Raw genomic sequence first — 15,781 nt, 5'->3', positions numbered from 1 at the left:
TTTCGCGGTTTGCCTACGGGGAGGGCTGTTCTAGCCGTCCGAAGGAACCGAATTTTCATCCCTGACCGCATGTGTTGCGGCCTTTTTACGCCCGAATGCTTTCAAGCGTTCTTCAACTGTAATGAGCTGCTGCCGTAACCGGGCCTGCTCTGCAAATGACCCTTCCGGATCATCCTCAAACCTCGCAATCGTCGCCGCCATAGCGGCTTCGAGCGCTGGTTTATGGGCCAGCAACGACACAGCTTCAGCCAATTCCTCGCGCGCTTCACCGGGGGGCGTGCCTTCTCTGAGGAAGGTGTAACGATTGTCTACCGGTGGGGCAGGATAGCCTTGCCCGCCTGATATGGCGTTTGTGGTGTCCGAATCAAGCGTTTCCGACAGTTCTATCAGCGATTCAATTGCTGGTGCGGCTTTGGCGTCATGCCTTGCGAGGTTGATTAGCGTTTCAGAATGGCGCGCAATCTCAGCCGGATGGCGTAGCAAGCCGGCGACGATTGCGCCGAACAGATCGGATCGCTGCCCGCCGGCCATCGCTTTCTGTAGCGTCGCGCGCGCATCGTTTGATAGGGTGCGTGGTGCTGCTGGTTTGCCATTCCAAGAGCCGCGCTGCGGTTGTTGACCGAATGATTTTTTCGGAGCGCGAGGTGGATAAGCAAAGGCCGAGAACCGATCGAGCAATTCGCGGCGATAGAGCGATTGGATGTCGCGATCCTGGATTGTGTCCACGTGCTCCATCAATCGCGCTTTAAGTCCGGCCTTCGCTTCCGGGCTGTTCAGCGGCTGCGAGGTCAATTCGAAGTCCCAGAGCATGTCGAGCAATGATTTCGGCTCGTCCAGAAGCTTTGCCATCGCACCCGCGCCTTGCTCATTGATCAGATCATCCGGATCCTTGCCGGTCGGCAGTTGGACAATCCCGAGCGAGCGCATTGGAGCCAATAGCGGAAGGGCACGTCTGATGGCTCGCATGGCTGCTTTTTGACCAGCGGCATCGCCATCGAAGCACAGGATTGGCACTTCGACCATGCGCCACAGCATTTCGAGCTGCATTTCCGTAAGCGCAGTGCCGAGAGGCGCAACCGCGTCTTCGAAGCCGGCCTGAGCGAGCGCGACCACGTCCATATAGCCTTCGACCACGACGACGCGGCCCGATTGGCGTGAAGCAGGTGCAGCGCGGTGTAGGTTATAAAGCGTGCGCCCTTTGTCAAAAAGCGGCGTGTCGGGTGAGTTGAGATACTTCGCAACGCCATCGCGTTTATCCAGAATGCGCCCGCCGAATGCGATCACGCGTCCGCGTGCGTCCTGAATGGGCAGCATGACGCGTTCTCTGAACCGGTCGTAGGTATTGCCGTCATCCGTGCGGATGCGCATGCCGGTATCCACCAGCATTTCTTCGTCAAAGCGGGTGAGGGCGTTTTTGAGAGCCTGCTTGTTCTCAGGCGCATAGCCAAAGCCAAATTCGCGCAGAACATCAGGTTTGAGGCCGCGTCGCTTTAGATAGCTAAGCGCATCAGCTCCCTCGTTCGTGTGGAGGTTGTGAACGAACCATTCCTGCGCTTCGGTTGTTACATCAATCAGGCTGGCGCGTTTCTCGGCCTTTTTCGCTGCTATGGGATCGGGCGCGGGGACTTCCATTCCGGCTTCCGCCGCGAGCTCCTTGATCGCGTCGATAAAAGACAGCCCACGCTGCTCGGTCATCCAGCTGATCACATCCCCATGCGCGCCGCAGCCAAAGCAATGATAGAACTGTTTTTGATCGTTGACGTAGAAACTCGGTGTCTTTTCATCATGGAACGGGCAACAGGCCGTCCATTCCCGCCCTTTTTTGACAAGCTTCTCCGTGCGCATGATGACCGTCGATAAGGTCACGCGGGCGCGTAGCTCGTCCTTCCATTGCGGGGTGATGGTCATGCCGGAATTGTGAGCCTGAACCGCATCGGGTTCAAGCGCACGCTGTGGAGATTTCTGTGGTTATGAAAGCGCGGCTTTCACCAATCCGCTGGCCAGCTTGCCATCAAGCAGTGCGCCGTGGCGCTTTTTGAGCTCGCCCATAACGGTGCCCATATCTTTCATAGAAGAAGCACCAGTGTCCGCCTTGATGGCTTCAATCGCAGTTGTGGTTTCGTCCGCGCTCATCATCTTGGGCAGAAATTCGCCAATCACATCAAGTTCGGCTTGCTCTTTCGCGGCGAGTTCTGCGCGGCCGCCTGTTTCATACATCTCGATGGATTCGCGGCGCTGCTTGGCCATTTTCTGCAAAACAGATGTCACCAGCTCGTCATCAGGAATTTCCTTACCGCTCGTCCGCTCCGCGATATCGCGATCCTTGATCTTGGCGGAAATCTGGCGAAGCGTCGCTGTGCGCTCTTTTTCCTTTGCCTTCATCGCAGTGATTGTCGCGGCCTTGATGTCATCACGGATCATGGTGTTTCGCTTCTTTTCGTCATTAGTTGTGGATGGATTGGTATATGGGCGCGATCTAACGCATTGCGACCCCCGAGACTAGGTTGACGCGGGGGCCACACCCGCTTAGCCGATGGGACTTAGCGACATTGCTGGAAACACCTGACTCGGAGAGCCCCGAATGGCTTCTGCTGCCTCACGTCCTGCGCAACCCAAAGGTGCGACGGGAGTCCTCGTTCTGGCCGATGGGTCGGTCATCTGGGGCAAAGCCTTTGGAGCGGTTGGCACTCAGGTTGGTGAAGTGTGTTTTAACACAGCGATGACCGGTTATCAGGAGGTGATGACCGATCCCTCTTACGCGGCGCAGATCGTCACCTTCACATTCCCGCATATCGGCAATGTTGGGGCAAACAGCGAAGATGTTGAAAGCGCGGTCGAGGGTGCGGTTGGCTGTATCGTGCGCGAAGATGTGACCGAGCCATCCAATTTCCGCAGCCTCGAACGCTTTACCGAATGGATGGAGCGTAACGGCAAGATCGGTCTTTCGGGCGTTGATACGCGGGCTTTGACCCGCCGCATTCGCATGTCCGGCGCGCCCAATGCGGTGATCGCGCACAGTCCGGATGGCAAGTTTGATCTCGATGCTCTTATCGCCCGGGCACAAGAATGGGCCGGTCTCGAAGGGATGGACCTCGCCAAGCGTGTGACCCGCGAGAAAATGGAAAGCTGGGAAGGCGGATACTGGCGGTTGGGCCATGGATATGGCCGCGCATCCCGCGACGCGACGCCGCATGTGGTCGCGATTGATTACGGAGCGAAAGACAACATCTTCCGCAACCTTGTGAAGGCAGGTGCGAAGGTGACGGTGGTTCCGGCCAAGGCTACGCTGGAAGAGATCATGGTGCTTAAGCCTGATGGCGTGTTCCTATCCAACGGTCCGGGCGATCCGGCGGCGACAGGCGAGTATGCGGTTCCTGTCATTAGAGCATTGCTCGAGGCAGACATGCCGCTCTTCGGCATTTGCTTGGGCCACCAAATGCTCGCTCTCGCAGCGGGCGCGAAGACTGTCAAAATGCACCAAGGGCACCGCGGCGCGAACCATCCGGTTCAGCGCGTGGGAGAAGGTTGGGGCGAAACCAGCGGCCTTGTTGAGATCACCAGCATGAACCACGGCTTTGCTGTCGATGGCGAGACTTTGCCGGATACGCTGGAGCAGACGCATGTGAGCCTGTTCGACGGATCAAACTGCGGGATCGCGGTTAAGGGTAAGCGGGCATTTGGCGTGCAATATCACCCGGAAGCCAGTCCGGGCCCGCAGGACAGCTTCTATTTGTTTGAGAAATTTGTTGGGGATTTGAAATGAAGTTGACCGTCGCATTGCCGCTCATCGCTCTTTTGGGTGCATGCTCAAACGTCCTGTCATCCAGCGAACCAGGACCAATCACTGATGAGCAATTTGCTGAGCTAAAAGAAGAGTGCGACGTGCCCAACGCAACACTCAAGACCGGCGATCGGAGTGTTAGCTTCACAACGGAAGAGGGCATACCAGTTACAGGTACGATTGAAGCGGAAAGCGCAGAGGCGAAAACGGTCGTCCTTGGCAGTGGCATGTCGCAGAATGACATGGTCGGGTTGATTATGTGCTTCTCTGAATTTCAGGAACGCACTGGCGCTGAATTCAGCACGGATGCAAGTGCATCAGGACTTGGCTTCTAGTGAAAGAGGCGGTTGATCTGCGCGGAACAACTGTAGGAGGGGCAAGGTGATGCGCTTGGCAATCCTCCCAGCACTCCTGCTCCTCCCGGCCTGCTCGCTGTTCGACAACAGCGATCCACGCGAGGGTGTTGAGGAGCAGAGCGTTTGCATTGAACGTTACATCGACACGCTCAATCGGCAGAACCGCAATTTGCTGATCCAATCGCAGGACATGGTCGTACCAGTATTCACATATGATGTGACCAAGATGGACCTAGAGGCGATGACGGCTTTGATGGTCGAAGGCAGCGATCAGTCGGCTGGTATTCGCCTGACACAGCAGACCAATGAACTCTCGACCGCCGTGGCACGTTTCAAAGCTGAGCCAGCGGATGAGAAGGGCGCGTTCTTCCTTGGCCATGATCCCGCGCTGTATCGTGTGCGCGGCGAAGCCATCGCTCTTGATCAACTGCTCGGCGCGGCCTGTGATCGCCAGCAAGCCGATATGCGGCTGGTTGACCTTGAATGGGTCGCGTCAAACCAGACAGAACAAACAGACGGGGCCGATGCGGCCCCAGACAATGAGACCGGAAACTAATGCCCAAACGCTCTGACATATCCTCCATCCTCGTCATCGGCGCAGGCCCGATTATTATCGGTCAGGCGTGCGAGTTCGATTATTCGGGCACTCAGGCGATCAAGGCGCTGAAAGAGGATGGCTACCGCGTCATTCTGGTAAACAGCAATCCGGCGACGATCATGACCGACCCGGAATTTGCAGATGCGACCTATGTTGAGCCGATCACGCCGGATATCGTTGCGAAGATCATCGCCAAGGAAAAGCCGGATGCTTTGCTGCCAACCATGGGCGGACAGACTGCGCTGAACTGTGCGCTCGCCCTGGATGCGGATGGCACGCTGGAAAAATACGGCGTCGAGATGATCGGCGCGAAAGCCGATGCCATCGACAAAGCCGAAAACCGTCAGCGTTTCCGCGAGGCAATGGACTCCATCGGCCTCGAAAGTGCGCGCAGCGGTGTTGCGAATACGCTCGAAGAAGCGCGTGCATTGATCGACCACACCGGCCTTCCGGCGATCATCCGGCCCAGCTTTACGCTCGGCGGGACGGGCGGCGGCATCGCCTATAACAAGGCTGAATTCGACAAGATCGTAGGCGAGGGCCTCGATGCGTCTCCGACCACCGAAGTGCTTATCGAAGAATCGCTGCTCGGCTGGAAAGAATACGAGATGGAGGTTGTGCGCGACAAAGCGGACAATGCCATCATCATCTGCTCGATTGAAAACGTCGATCCGATGGGCGTTCACACAGGGGACTCCATCACGGTCGCTCCTGCGCTGACGCTGACCGATAAAGAATATCAGATTATGCGCACCGCCAGCATCGACGTGCTGCGCGAGATCGGCGTGGAAACCGGTGGATCGAACGTCCAGTTCGCGGTGAATCCGAAAGACGGTCGCCTGATCGTGATCGAGATGAACCCGCGTGTGTCGCGTTCGTCCGCGCTCGCGTCCAAAGCAACCGGCTTCCCAATCGCCCGTGTCGCGGCGAAACTTGCCGTGGGTTATACGCTGGACGAGATCACGAACGAGATTACCGGCGCGACTCCCGCCAGTTTTGAGCCGACAATCGACTATGTCGTAACCAAAATCCCGCGCTTTGCCTTCGAGAAATTCAAGGGTGCCGAAAACAACCTTTCCACCGCGATGAAGTCGGTTGGCGAAGTGATGGCGATTGGCCGCAACTTCCAAGAATCGATGCAAAAGGCCTTGCGCGGCCTTGAAACCGATCTGGACGGCTTTAACCGCGTGACGGAACTTGAAGGTGTCTCGCGCGAAGTGATCACGGCGGCACTGTCGCGCCGCACACCGGTCCGTATCTTGCAAATCGCACAGGCTTTCCGCGAAAACTTCACTGTCGAGGAAATCCAGAACATCACAGGCTTTGATCCGTGGTTCCTACGCCAAATCGAAGCAATCATTGCCGCCGAGCGTGAAGTGCAGGCCGATGGGTTGCCTCAGGATGCGGCTGGCCTGCGCCGTCTAAAGTCCATGGGTTTTTCCGACAAACGGCTGGCGACGCTCGCGGTCCGTTCCGTTGGCGTTGCAGGCGGCATGGCAGAAACGCAGGCGCGCGGGTCCGGCCTATTGCACGACGCATTGCAAGCGATGGCGGGCGCAACGAGCGAGAGCGAAGTCCGCGAACTGCGCCGAAAACTGGGTGTTTCTCCGGTGTTCAAGCGCATCGACAGTTGCGCCGCCGAATTCGAGGCGATCACGCCCTACATGTACTCGACTTACGAAGCGCCGAGCTTCGGAGAAGCCGAATGCGAAGCTGATCCATCGGAACGCAAAAAGATCGTCATTCTGGGCGGAGGGCCAAACCGTATCGGGCAGGGCATCGAGTTTGATTATTGCTGCGTCCACGCCTGTTTCGCACTTGCGGAGCAGGGCTATGAAACGATCATGGTCAACTGCAACCCGGAAACGGTTTCTACCGACTATGACACGTCTGATCGTCTCTATTTCGAGCCGCTGACTGCAGAAGATGTGATGGAAATCCTCCGTGTTGAGCAGTCGACTGGCGAACTTGTTGGCGTGATCGTCCAATTCGGCGGGCAGACTCCGTTGAAACTTGCTCAGGCGCTGGAAGATGCTGGCATTCCGATCCTTGGAACATCGCCTGACGCCATCGACCACGCGGAAGATCGTGAGCGGTTTGCGAGATTGGTCGACCAACTCAATCTGAAGCAGCCTGACAACGGGATCGCCTATACCCGAGACGAAGCCGCTGCCGTCGCTGCGCGCATCGGCTATCCGGTATTGCTGCGGCCATCCTTTGTTTTGGGCGGCCGGGCGATGGAGATTGTCGATTCCGAAGCGCAGTTGGATGATTACATCAAGACCGCTGTGAATGTCTCAGGCGAGAGCCCCGTTCTGGTCGATCAATATCTGCGCGATGCGATCGAATGTGATGTCGATGCGCTGTGCGATGGAGACGAGGTGCGTATCGCCGGCGTGATGCAGCACATCGAAGAGGCGGGCGTACATTCAGGCGACAGTGCCTGCACTCTGCCGCCGTACTCGCTGCCACAAAATATCGTCGAGGAAATGGAGCGTCAGGCAGAGGCGCTGGCCCGTGCGTTGAAAGTGCGCGGTTTGATGAATGTGCAATTCGCGGTGAAAGATGGCGAGGTCTATCTGATCGAAGTGAACCCTCGCGCCAGCAGAACGGTGCCGTTTGTGGCGAAAGCCATCGGTCAGCCCGTCGCCAAGATTGCTAGCCGCATCATGGCTGGCGAAAAGCTCGCCGATTTCGAGCCGTTCAAACGCGATCTGGAATATATGGCGATCAAAGAGGCCGTCTTCCCGTTCAGCCGCTTCCCGGGTGCGGATCCGATTCTTACGCCGGAGATGAAATCTACGGGCGAAGTTATGGGGATCGACATGACATTCCCGGCAGCCTTCCTGAAATCGCAAATCGGTGCCGGGATGGCTTTGCCGCGCAAAGGCACGGTGTTTGTCTCAGTTAAGAATACCGACAAGCCGGTGATTGTCCCTGCGGTCAAAACTCTGATTGAGACAGGCTTTTCCATCGTCGCGACTTCTGGAACCTACAGCTATCTGAGCGAGCAGGGGCTTGCCGTTGAGAAGGTGAATAAAGTCGCCGAGGGACAGCCGCATATCGTTGACAAAATTATCGACGGTGAAATTGCCCTTATCTTCAACACTACAGAGGGTTGGCAGTCGCTTTTGGACTCGAAATCGATCCGCGCGACGGCTCTCGAAAAGAAGGTTCCGTACTATACAACGGCCGCCGCATCGCTTGCCGCAGCGCAGTCAATTGCAGCGATTACGCCAGAGCAGCTTGAAGTCCGCAGTTTGCAAGACTATTATAGCTAGGCATTCAAGACGTCTCTCCCGACATTTTACCACGTCACGTCCGCCTCTTATGGGCTGATCAAACTTGAATTGGCGCGGTGGAACTAGGGCAACGTCCCAAAGAAAGAACTAGAATGGCTACCATGGATAAGGTTCCGATGCTCGCCGAGGGGTACGAGCGTCTGACAACTGATCTCAAGGCTCTGCGCGACGAACGTCCGCGGATCGTTGATGCGATCGAAGAAGCACGCGCGCATGGCGATCTCTCTGAGAACGCCGAATACCACGCCGCGAAAGAGCGTCAGGGTCAGGTCGAAGCCATGATTGGCGACATCGAAGGCAAGATCAGCCGCGCGCAGATCATCGATCCGACCACGCTTACTGGCAACAAGGTTGTCTTCGGTTCGACGGTTACCCTTCTCGACGAAGATGACAAGCCGATCAAGTATCAGATCGTGGGCGAGACCGAGGCCGATGCGGCATCTGGTCGGATATCATTCAGCTCGCCGCTGGCGCGTGCCATGATTGGCAAGCAGGTCGATGAAGAGATCGAAGTGACGGTTCCTTCGGGTGACAAGTTCTATCTTGTCCAGAAGATCGAATTTATCTGATTGAAGCAGGGTAAGCCTCTCAATTAAGAGGTTTTTCCATCGCAAAATTGTGGATCGCCACGGCTTCGCCCTCATGAGGAATTTCGAAGTCGCGGCGGTGCTGCACTGCGTACCCTGCGCGTTCAAATGCGGGGCGAGCCAGCTCGCTGGCTTCGGTATAAAGCCTAGTGATGCCTTCTGCGCGAGCGTGCTGCTCTGACGCGGCGAGCAATTCGTCTGCCAGACCGCGCCTTGTATGATCCGGATGGCAATACAGCATGTCCAGATGACCATCGGGCTCAATGAGGGCGTAGGCCATAGCCGTATCCGATGAATCCGCCGCTACAAAAATGCTGGCTCCAGAATTCACCCGTTCCAAGAAACGGTCGGGACCAGGGTGCCGGGCAGACCATGCTGCCACCTGTTCAGGCGTGTAGCTAATCGCCCCGACACCGCGGATCGCCGCGAGCGTCAGGCTGGCCAGTTCGGATGCGTCACCGCTGGAAAATGGACGAATTACGTATGCCATATGCGCCCATCAAAGAGGTGAATTAGGCGTCTGGTGTAAGCAGTTTATGAATATGCACGACGACATATTTCATTTCTGCATCATCAACGGTCCGTTGGGCCTGAGCGCGCCATGCGTCGACTGCATCATCATAGGAACTGTAGACGCCGACAACGTGAAGGCTTTCCGGGTCCTGAAATTCGATACCGCGCGGGTCAGTCACTCTGCCACCCATAACCAGGTGAAGCCGCTGTTCTGGGGTTACTTCTTCCATAATTTCCATCCTTGGGGAGGAGTTTTGAGTTCATCGGCCCTTTAACGGAAAGCGCAGCAACAGCAAGGGGGCAGGGCGCAGCTCAACCTCTCCCAAAAAGGTTCAGTTCGTTACCCGGTCCTTGATATCGCGCACCGCTCGTTCAGCGCGCCTGCGGGTGCGGCGCGTTACTGCGCGGCCCTTGTCGACAGCGTTTCCGGCAAAATAGTCTGCCTCGCGACGAACTTCGCGTGCCTTTGCGGTTGCGCTGTCGCTAATATCTTCGATTTTGTCCTGTCCCGCGCGGGCAGTGCCAAGAGCATCGTCGATCAGTTTAACACCGTAAGCGACAATCGCATCAGCGAGCAGACTACCGAAAGCCGTACCGCGTTTCTTGGCAGCTGACCCAACGCTTTTCGCTGCCCCGGAAGCTGCACCGCTAACGGCATTGGCCGCTCCGGTCGCGGCGCTGCGCGCTGCGCGTCGCCCGGGGTTTGTCATGGCACCAATAACGAGTCCGATCGCAATCGCTCCGCCAAGCACAGTGAGCGGGTTTTCCTTGACGTAGGCAGTCGCAGCGCTTGCTGCTTCTTTCGCCTGATCCGCGACTGTGCGCTCGGCAATGCGGCGCTCGCTGGCTTCGATCTTTGCGCGCAATTCATCGCGCTTGTCGGCGGGAACAAGGTTTGTGTCAGTCATCGGATTCTCCGGAAGAGGGAGGTTCGTAGGTAGGCGCGCTCTGATGAAGCGTCTCTGAATCGGGATCGAAATCAGGCTCGGCATCTGTGTCTTCGCCGGTGCCGGTTGCTTCGGCATCGTCGTTAGCTTCTTCGATGCCAAGGATTTCCAAGATCGGTGCTCTGGCAAACCAAAGGATCAAAGCACCGATCAGAGCGGCGATCACGCCGCGATTGTCTTCGCCGTGTACCTTCGCGACCTCAATGACGTCTTTGGCTCCGTCACCAATGTTGCCAGCGACGCGCGCTGCTATTCCTTTGCCGGAAAGCGAGACTTTTGCGTGGGCGAGATCAGCTATAAAGACCTCGCGCGCTGCATCACGCAAAGCGCGATCTTCGTAAAACTGCCGGTCGAGTTTGCTCACGACTGATCATCCTTTTCCGATGATCCGAACATCAGGCCGAGGCGCCCAGCATGGCCTTTGGCCGACAACGCCAGCATGACTGTGATCAGCAACAGCATGCCAACAACAATGACGATTGCACCCCAGATTGTGACGAGAGGCTCAAGCGCCATTACGAGTCCGACGGCGAGCGCCAGTACCGCAATATGGAGGGTGATGATCGCCACCACGACATAGGCGATGGCGAAACCAATACTCTTACCAGCGATGCCCGCGCGCGTTTTTTGAAAGGCGAGCTCAGCCTCGGCATATGTGCGCCCATCATCAATCAGCGCCGCAATCTCTTCAGTCAGAGATTCGTCAACCGGGCTGCTTGGGGCAGTTTCTGCGTCTTCAGGGGCAGATGGATCATGCACGTCGCGCGCATCATCCGTTTGCCTTTCATCATCACGCATCCACTGCCCCTCGATCCGGAATTAGTCGCGCGATCCGCGGAATAGGCGCGCAATGATAAAGCCTGCGACCGCTGCGATGCCAAGCGCGGTGCCTGGGCTCTTACGCACAAATTCGCGGGCGTCTTCGCCGATTTCATCAACGCTCTTTGCGTCCAGCTTTGCCGAAGTTTCGGCCAACGTGCGCGATGCAGAACGGGCGTAGTCGCCATATTGCTCACCCAAGCGCTCATCAATCTGCGGCGCTGTGTCGGCGATCACTTTACCAATGGAGGCGATGCCGTCGCTCGTGGCAGACTTTGCGTCGACCGCAATATCTCCCGCGCGCACTTTTGCTTTTTCGCCATAGGCACGGGCTTCACTTACCAGATCGTCGCTCTTACTCATTGCTTGCTCCCGGTATCCATCCGCACGTTCGCCAGCTTCGGCGCGCAATGCGGCTGCACCTGCCTTAGCCTCTTCCAGAGCTGCGTTGAAGCGACTCTTTGCTTCATCCGCAGGTTTTGCGGTTGCAGCCGTCTTTTTCGGAGCCGCTTTCTTCGCAGTCGCCCGCTTGGCGGGCGTCTTGCGTGTGGTGGTTTTTGATGCGGTCTTGGTCGTCTTGGTTGTTTTTGTGTCAGCCATAGTGTTCCTATTGCCCTCCAATATGTTGCTTTTCCAGAAAGAAAATGCGGGGTTGTTGTTTTTGATTCAACGTGCCTTGCGCCCTGTTGTTCCGGCGAATAGGGGTTCGTGGAACTTTAGGCGGCACGTGCCCTGCACGGATCGCAACAGGGTGTGTTATCCCTATACAACACTTTTGCACTGGAGCCAAGTATGACTGCGATTATCGACCTGCATGGACGCGAAATTCTCGACAGCCGTGGCAATCCCACCGTCGAAGTGGATGTCTTGCTCGAAGATGGCAGTTTTGGCCGCGCGGCAGTGCCCTCTGGTGCCTCTACTGGCGCTCACGAAGCGGTTGAGCTGCGTGACGGTGATAAAAGTCGCTACATGGGGAAGGGCGTTCTTAAAGCGGTTGAAGCCGTGAACGGCGAAATCCGCGACCTCTTGGTCGGTGCTTTCGATGCAGAAGACCAACGCGATATCGATCTGTCGATGATCGCATTGGACGACACGCCAAACAAAGCTCGCTTGGGTGCCAATGCCATCCTCGGGACCAGCCTTGCCGTGGCGAAGGCGGCTGCGAATGCACGCGGTCTGCCGCTTTACAGCTACCTTGGCGGGGTTTCTGCACACGTTCTGCCGGTGCCGATGATGAACATCATCAACGGCGGCGAACATGCCGATAACCCGATCGATATTCAGGAATTTATGATCATGCCTGTTGGTGCAGACAGTCTTGCAGAGGCTGTGCGCTGGGGCTCTGAAGTGTTCCACACGTTGAAAAAGGGCCTGTCTGACAAGGGCTTGGCGACCAGCGTTGGCGATGAAGGTGGTTTCGCTCCTGATCTTGCCAGCACCCGCGCTGCGCTCGATTTCATCATGGCTTCGGTCGAACAGGCTGGCTTCAAGCCGGGCGAAGACATCGTTCTCGCGCTCGATTGCGCTGCCAGCGAGTTCTATAAGGATGGCAAATACGAAATCTCCGGGGAAAGTCTCAGCCTGGATGGCGCTGGCATGGCGGACTATCTTGCAAAGCTGTGCGCAGACTATCCGATCAAATCCATCGAAGACGGAATGGATGAAGATGATTTCGCAGGCTGGAAAGCTGTGACCGACGCCATTGGCGACAAGGTGCAGTTGGTAGGTGACGATCTGTTCGTGACCAATCCAGCACGGCTTTCTGATGGTATTGAGCAAGGCCTTGCGAACTCGCTGCTGGTGAAGGTCAATCAGATCGGGACGCTGACCGAAACCCTCGCCGCAGTCGATATGGCACACCGCGCGCGCTACACCTCTGTGATGAGCCACCGCTCGGGTGAGACAGAAGATGCGACGATCGCAGATCTCGCAGTCGCGACCAATTGCGGTCAGATCAAAACGGGTTCGCTCGCGCGTTCAGATCGTCTCGCGAAGTACAATCAGTTGATCCGGATCGAAGAAGAGCTGGGTGATAGCGCTGTTTATGCCGGACGGGGATGTTTCGGAGCGCTGTAAGCTCCGGCATCTATGCTGGCGAAGTAATTATCCATCGCTTCGAGCCCGGCGTCTGACAGGCGGACCAGCACACGGCGTTGATCCTCCGGGTCGTGTTCTCGCGTTATCAGGCCTTGCTCTGCAAGAATGCCAAGCCATCGCAAACCCGTTGTTGATGGGGACGCGGAGCCGATGCAGGCGCTGGATACCGACACTTTTTTGTTTTCTGCGTGTGCAACGTAGAGGTCGAGCAGAATGTCCCATGCGGGTTCTCCGAAGAGTTCTGTATTCCCGAAAATGCTCTCCCGTTTGCGGCGGGTCGTGTACAAATTTCGAGCCATTTCGACGTATTCAGCGCGCGCGCTTTGCTCGTCAGACCGACTGGAGCCAGTCTGAGGTTCCACCAGTGTAGGAGTGGTCTGCCGCAAACCGTGCGGCGATCCAACAACTTCGCCGCGAAGGCGGTTTGCGATCGCCGTCAATTGTTCTGCGAGATATTGCAGATCGACCTCGCCCGATGAAGCGAGTTCAAGTGTGCCAGTTGATCTGACATCTGAATTGAAAGTCGGATTACCCATAAGAGCCCCGGCGCAAGCCAGCCCATGCGAGTTTCCCCGTTTCGCCCTGAATCACGCGCCGCCTCCTGCGGAGCCGCCTTCAATTCATACCGATTGAATGGCTGGCTCCCGCTAAGAGTGCTAGCTGAGTGTTAGGCGATGTGCATTACGGGCTAGTCCCTAGTCTTGCCGATCATCGGCTTGGATATATCAACATCCATTTCTGGAATGAGGCACAACAAAGCAGGATCAAACGCTCCCAGATCGTTGTCATTCACAACTGCAAGGTTGCTTTGCAGTTGCTCGATCGCAGCGTTTACATGCACAGCGGCGATACCAGATCCAAGGATATCCAAGCGTTTGAGTAAGGCCTCAAGGGATTGGATAATCGAAAACAGTTCGTGCGGCTTGGGTAGCGAAGAATGCGCCATAGTCAGATCCCGTCATTGTTATATTTATGCGCCCTTATTGCCGGAAAGCGTTCTGCTTACCGGATGGTGAGTCTCTAACGGGCCCTTATGAATAGCTGTATACGGGCAACTACTTAGTTTGGCGGATTTTACGCGTTGTGATTTGCCCCTACCGACCGAAACGCTCGGACAGATCAAAGAGTGCAATCGCCGCCTTCGCCGCCTCACCGCCTTTGTCTTTTTGACTTGCATCGGCGCGCACCAAAGCTTGCGCTTCATTCTCTACGGTAAGAATTCCGTTGCCGATTGGGATGCCGTCCATGGTCAGAGCCATGATCGCTCGCGCGCTTTCGCCAGCAACGATTTCAAAGTGATAGGTTTCTCCGCGGATCACTACGCCGATAGCGACAAAGCCATCATAAATGCCGCTTTCTGCCGCAAGCGCGATTGCTCCGGGCACTTCGAGCGCACCGGGAACCGTAAGAACTTCTGCTTCATGTCCGGCTGCTTCAAGTGCGCCTTTCGCACCTTCGATCAGCATGTCGTTTAGCTCAGAATAAAATCGCGCTTCGACAATCAGAAATTTGGCCATGAAAGGTTTACTCCGGAATAGATTTGAAATCGGAAATGGTCAGGCCGTAGCCTTCGATTGCCACCAGGTCAGGCCGTGAATTGGAAAGCAGGATCATATCGTGCACGCCAAGGTCAGCAAGGATTTGCGAGCCGATACCAATGTTGCGGATCTCTTCGTCCTGAGACCATTCCTTGCCACCAATCCGGCTTGTCAGAATGACGATTACGCCAGAACCATGATCGCCAATCGCGCTCATTGCGCGTTGAAGAGTTCGCTTTCGCGCGCCGGGCTGTCCTAGGATGTCATCGAAGACAGAGATCGGATGAACGCGGGCGAGCGTAGGCGTGGTTGGATCAACGTGACCTTTTTGCAGGACATAAGCCTGATCATTGGCGACGCGGTTGCGATAAGTGATCAGGCGCCATTGGCCGCCATAATCGCTTTCAAAGCTGCTTTCGTCGAGGCGTTCGACCAAATGATCATGGCGCATCCTATAGGCGATCAGATCGCGGATGGTTCCGATTTTGAGGTCATGCTTTCGGGCGAATGTGACGAGGTCATCGAGGCGCGCCATCGTGCCATCTTCGTTCATTATTTCGCAAATAACGCCGCTCGGGTTCAGTCCTGCGAGGCGTGAGATGTCGACCGCGGCTTCGGTATGGCCTGCACGGACGAGGACACCGCCATTGCGCGCCGTCAGAGGGAAAACATGACCCGGAGTGACAATGTCGTCCGCACCTTTGTTCGCATCGATCGCAACAGCCACTGTGCGTGCGCGGTCTGCGGCTGAAATCCCGGTGGTGACACCTTCTTTGGCCTCGATCGAGATTGTGAAAGCGGTTTGCATGCTTTCTTTGTTGTTGCGGCTCATCGGCTCGAGGCCGAGTTGGTCAACACGCGCTTTGTCGAGCGCGAGGCAAATCAATCCGCGTCCATGGGTTGCCATGAAGTTGATGGCGTCGGGCGTTGCCATTTGCCCCGGGATGATAAGATCGCCTTCGTTCTCGCGGTCCTCGTCATCGACAAGGATGTACATCCGGCCATTTCGGGCTTCGTTGATGATCTCTTCCGCGCCGACCAATACGGGACGCTCATCATTGGAGTCGAGAAAGTCCTGAAGCTTGGTCAGTGTTTCCGTGGTGGGGTTCCAGTCCGGTTCAGCCGCATCACGCAGGGTGTTTGCATGGAGACCAGCGGCGCGGGCGAGGCCTGCCTTGGTGAATTCACCGGATGTGACGAGATCGCGAACGCGTGTGATTGTTGATGTGCTCATAGCAATGCA

At 56.5% G+C, this 15,781-nt stretch carries 18 protein-coding genes; 6 read left to right on the top strand and 12 right to left on the bottom strand.

All coding sequences use genetic code 11. The features are described 5' to 3' along the window. Positions 1-30: 30 nt before the first annotated feature. Both dnaG and MWU39_RS07265 read right to left on the bottom strand, forming a co-directional pair. Positions 31-1,908, bottom strand: coding sequence for a DNA primase (dnaG, locus tag MWU39_RS07270; RefSeq protein ID WP_247159345.1), 1,878 nt, complete (start codon positions 1,906-1,908; stop codon positions 31-33). A 60-nt stretch (positions 1,909-1,968) separates the two neighbouring features. After that, the gene (locus MWU39_RS07265; RefSeq protein WP_247159344.1) at positions 1,969-2,421 is read right to left on the bottom strand and encodes a GatB/YqeY domain-containing protein; all 453 of its coding nucleotides are present in this window, start codon (positions 2,419-2,421) and stop codon (positions 1,969-1,971) included. Positions 2,422-2,581: 160 nt separating this feature from the next. Between MWU39_RS07265 and carA the strand changes: the two genes are divergently transcribed. The 5 genes from carA (at position 2,582) to greA (ending at position 8,606) form a co-directional block, all read left to right on the top strand. Then, positions 2,582-3,763, top strand: coding sequence for a glutamine-hydrolyzing carbamoyl-phosphate synthase small subunit (gene carA / locus MWU39_RS07260; RefSeq protein WP_247159343.1), 1,182 nt, complete (start codon positions 2,582-2,584; stop codon positions 3,761-3,763). Beyond that, positions 3,760-4,116: a hypothetical protein gene (locus MWU39_RS07255; protein WP_247159342.1), complete on the top strand. Its 357-nt coding sequence runs from the start codon at positions 3,760-3,762 to the stop codon at positions 4,114-4,116. The genes carA and MWU39_RS07255 overlap by 4 nt, the downstream gene beginning before the upstream one ends. Before the next feature lie 46 nt (positions 4,117-4,162). After that, positions 4,163-4,693, top strand: a complete 531-nt coding sequence (locus MWU39_RS07250) for a hypothetical protein (RefSeq protein WP_247159341.1) — start codon at positions 4,163-4,165, stop codon at positions 4,691-4,693. Further along, the gene (gene carB / locus MWU39_RS07245; RefSeq protein WP_247159340.1) at positions 4,693-8,016 is read left to right on the top strand and encodes a carbamoyl-phosphate synthase large subunit; all 3,324 of its coding nucleotides are present in this window, start codon (positions 4,693-4,695) and stop codon (positions 8,014-8,016) included. Before MWU39_RS07250 ends, carB begins: the two co-directional genes overlap by 1 nt. A 113-nt stretch (positions 8,017-8,129) precedes the next feature. Then, entirely contained in the window at positions 8,130-8,606 is a 477-nt protein-coding gene (gene greA, locus MWU39_RS07240; protein WP_247159339.1) for a transcription elongation factor GreA, read from the top strand. A gap of 19 nt (positions 8,607-8,625) precedes the next feature. Here the strand turns inward: greA and MWU39_RS07235 are convergent, their stop codons facing one another. The 6 genes from MWU39_RS07235 to MWU39_RS07210 all read right to left on the bottom strand — a co-directional run bounded on the left by MWU39_RS07235 (position 8,626) and on the right by MWU39_RS07210 (position 11,503). Beyond that, positions 8,626-9,114 (bottom strand): GNAT family N-acetyltransferase, encoded by a 489-nt coding sequence (locus MWU39_RS07235; protein ID WP_247159338.1) that lies wholly within the window; start codon positions 9,112-9,114, stop codon positions 8,626-8,628. 22 nt (positions 9,115-9,136) lie between these two features. Further along, a complete protein-coding gene (locus MWU39_RS07230) occupies positions 9,137-9,367 on the bottom strand; it encodes a DUF4170 domain-containing protein (RefSeq protein ID WP_247159337.1) in 231 nt (76 codons plus the stop codon). Positions 9,368-9,469: 102 nt separating this feature from the next. Continuing rightward, on the bottom strand, positions 9,470-10,045 hold the full coding sequence (locus tag MWU39_RS07225) for a hypothetical protein (protein WP_247159336.1): 576 nt from the start codon (positions 10,043-10,045) through the stop codon (positions 9,470-9,472). Continuing rightward, complete coding sequence (locus tag MWU39_RS07220) at positions 10,038-10,448, bottom strand: hypothetical protein (protein ID WP_247159335.1); 411 nt, start codon at positions 10,446-10,448, stop codon at positions 10,038-10,040. The genes MWU39_RS07225 and MWU39_RS07220 overlap by 8 nt, the downstream gene beginning before the upstream one ends. Continuing rightward, the gene (locus tag MWU39_RS07215) at positions 10,445-10,882 is read right to left on the bottom strand and encodes a phage holin family protein (RefSeq protein ID WP_247159334.1); all 438 of its coding nucleotides are present in this window, start codon (positions 10,880-10,882) and stop codon (positions 10,445-10,447) included. Before MWU39_RS07215 ends, MWU39_RS07220 begins: the two co-directional genes overlap by 4 nt. Positions 10,883-10,903: 21 nt before the next feature. Continuing rightward, positions 10,904-11,503 carry a hypothetical protein gene (locus tag MWU39_RS07210; protein ID WP_247159333.1) on the bottom strand — a complete coding sequence of 200 codons (600 nt, stop codon included), beginning with the start codon at positions 11,501-11,503 and terminating at the stop codon, positions 10,904-10,906. 192 nt (positions 11,504-11,695) lie between these two features. Between MWU39_RS07210 and eno the strand changes: the two genes are divergently transcribed. Continuing rightward, positions 11,696-12,979 (top strand): phosphopyruvate hydratase, encoded by a 1,284-nt coding sequence (gene eno / locus MWU39_RS07205; RefSeq protein ID WP_247159332.1) that lies wholly within the window; start codon positions 11,696-11,698, stop codon positions 12,977-12,979. On the opposite strand, the gene MWU39_RS07200 is transcribed toward eno, so the two are convergent. The 4 genes from MWU39_RS07200 to ribB all read right to left on the bottom strand — a co-directional run bounded on the left by MWU39_RS07200 (position 12,946) and on the right by ribB (position 15,772). Beyond that, the gene (locus tag MWU39_RS07200) at positions 12,946-13,536 is read right to left on the bottom strand and encodes a winged helix DNA-binding protein (RefSeq protein ID WP_247159331.1); all 591 of its coding nucleotides are present in this window, start codon (positions 13,534-13,536) and stop codon (positions 12,946-12,948) included. The two genes, eno and MWU39_RS07200, sit on opposite strands and share 34 nt — an antisense overlap. 152 nt (positions 13,537-13,688) lie before the next feature. Continuing rightward, complete coding sequence (locus MWU39_RS07195; RefSeq protein WP_247159330.1) at positions 13,689-13,871, bottom strand: hypothetical protein; 183 nt, start codon at positions 13,869-13,871, stop codon at positions 13,689-13,691. A gap of 223 nt (positions 13,872-14,094) precedes the next feature. Then, positions 14,095-14,517 (bottom strand): 6,7-dimethyl-8-ribityllumazine synthase, encoded by a 423-nt coding sequence (gene ribH, locus MWU39_RS07190; protein ID WP_247159329.1) that lies wholly within the window; start codon positions 14,515-14,517, stop codon positions 14,095-14,097. Positions 14,518-14,524: 7 nt separating this feature from the next. Beyond that, a complete protein-coding gene (ribB, locus tag MWU39_RS07185; RefSeq protein WP_247159328.1) occupies positions 14,525-15,772 on the bottom strand; it encodes a 3,4-dihydroxy-2-butanone-4-phosphate synthase in 1,248 nt (415 codons plus the stop codon). Between the last annotated feature and the right edge of the window lie 9 nt (positions 15,773-15,781).

This window comes from Erythrobacter sp. F6033 (assembly GCF_023016005.1).
Taxonomy (GTDB): Bacteria; Pseudomonadota; Alphaproteobacteria; order Sphingomonadales; family Sphingomonadaceae; genus Erythrobacter.
The sequence above is the reverse complement of the archived record's forward strand: the minus strand, read 5'-3'. Positions and strand labels throughout refer to the sequence as shown.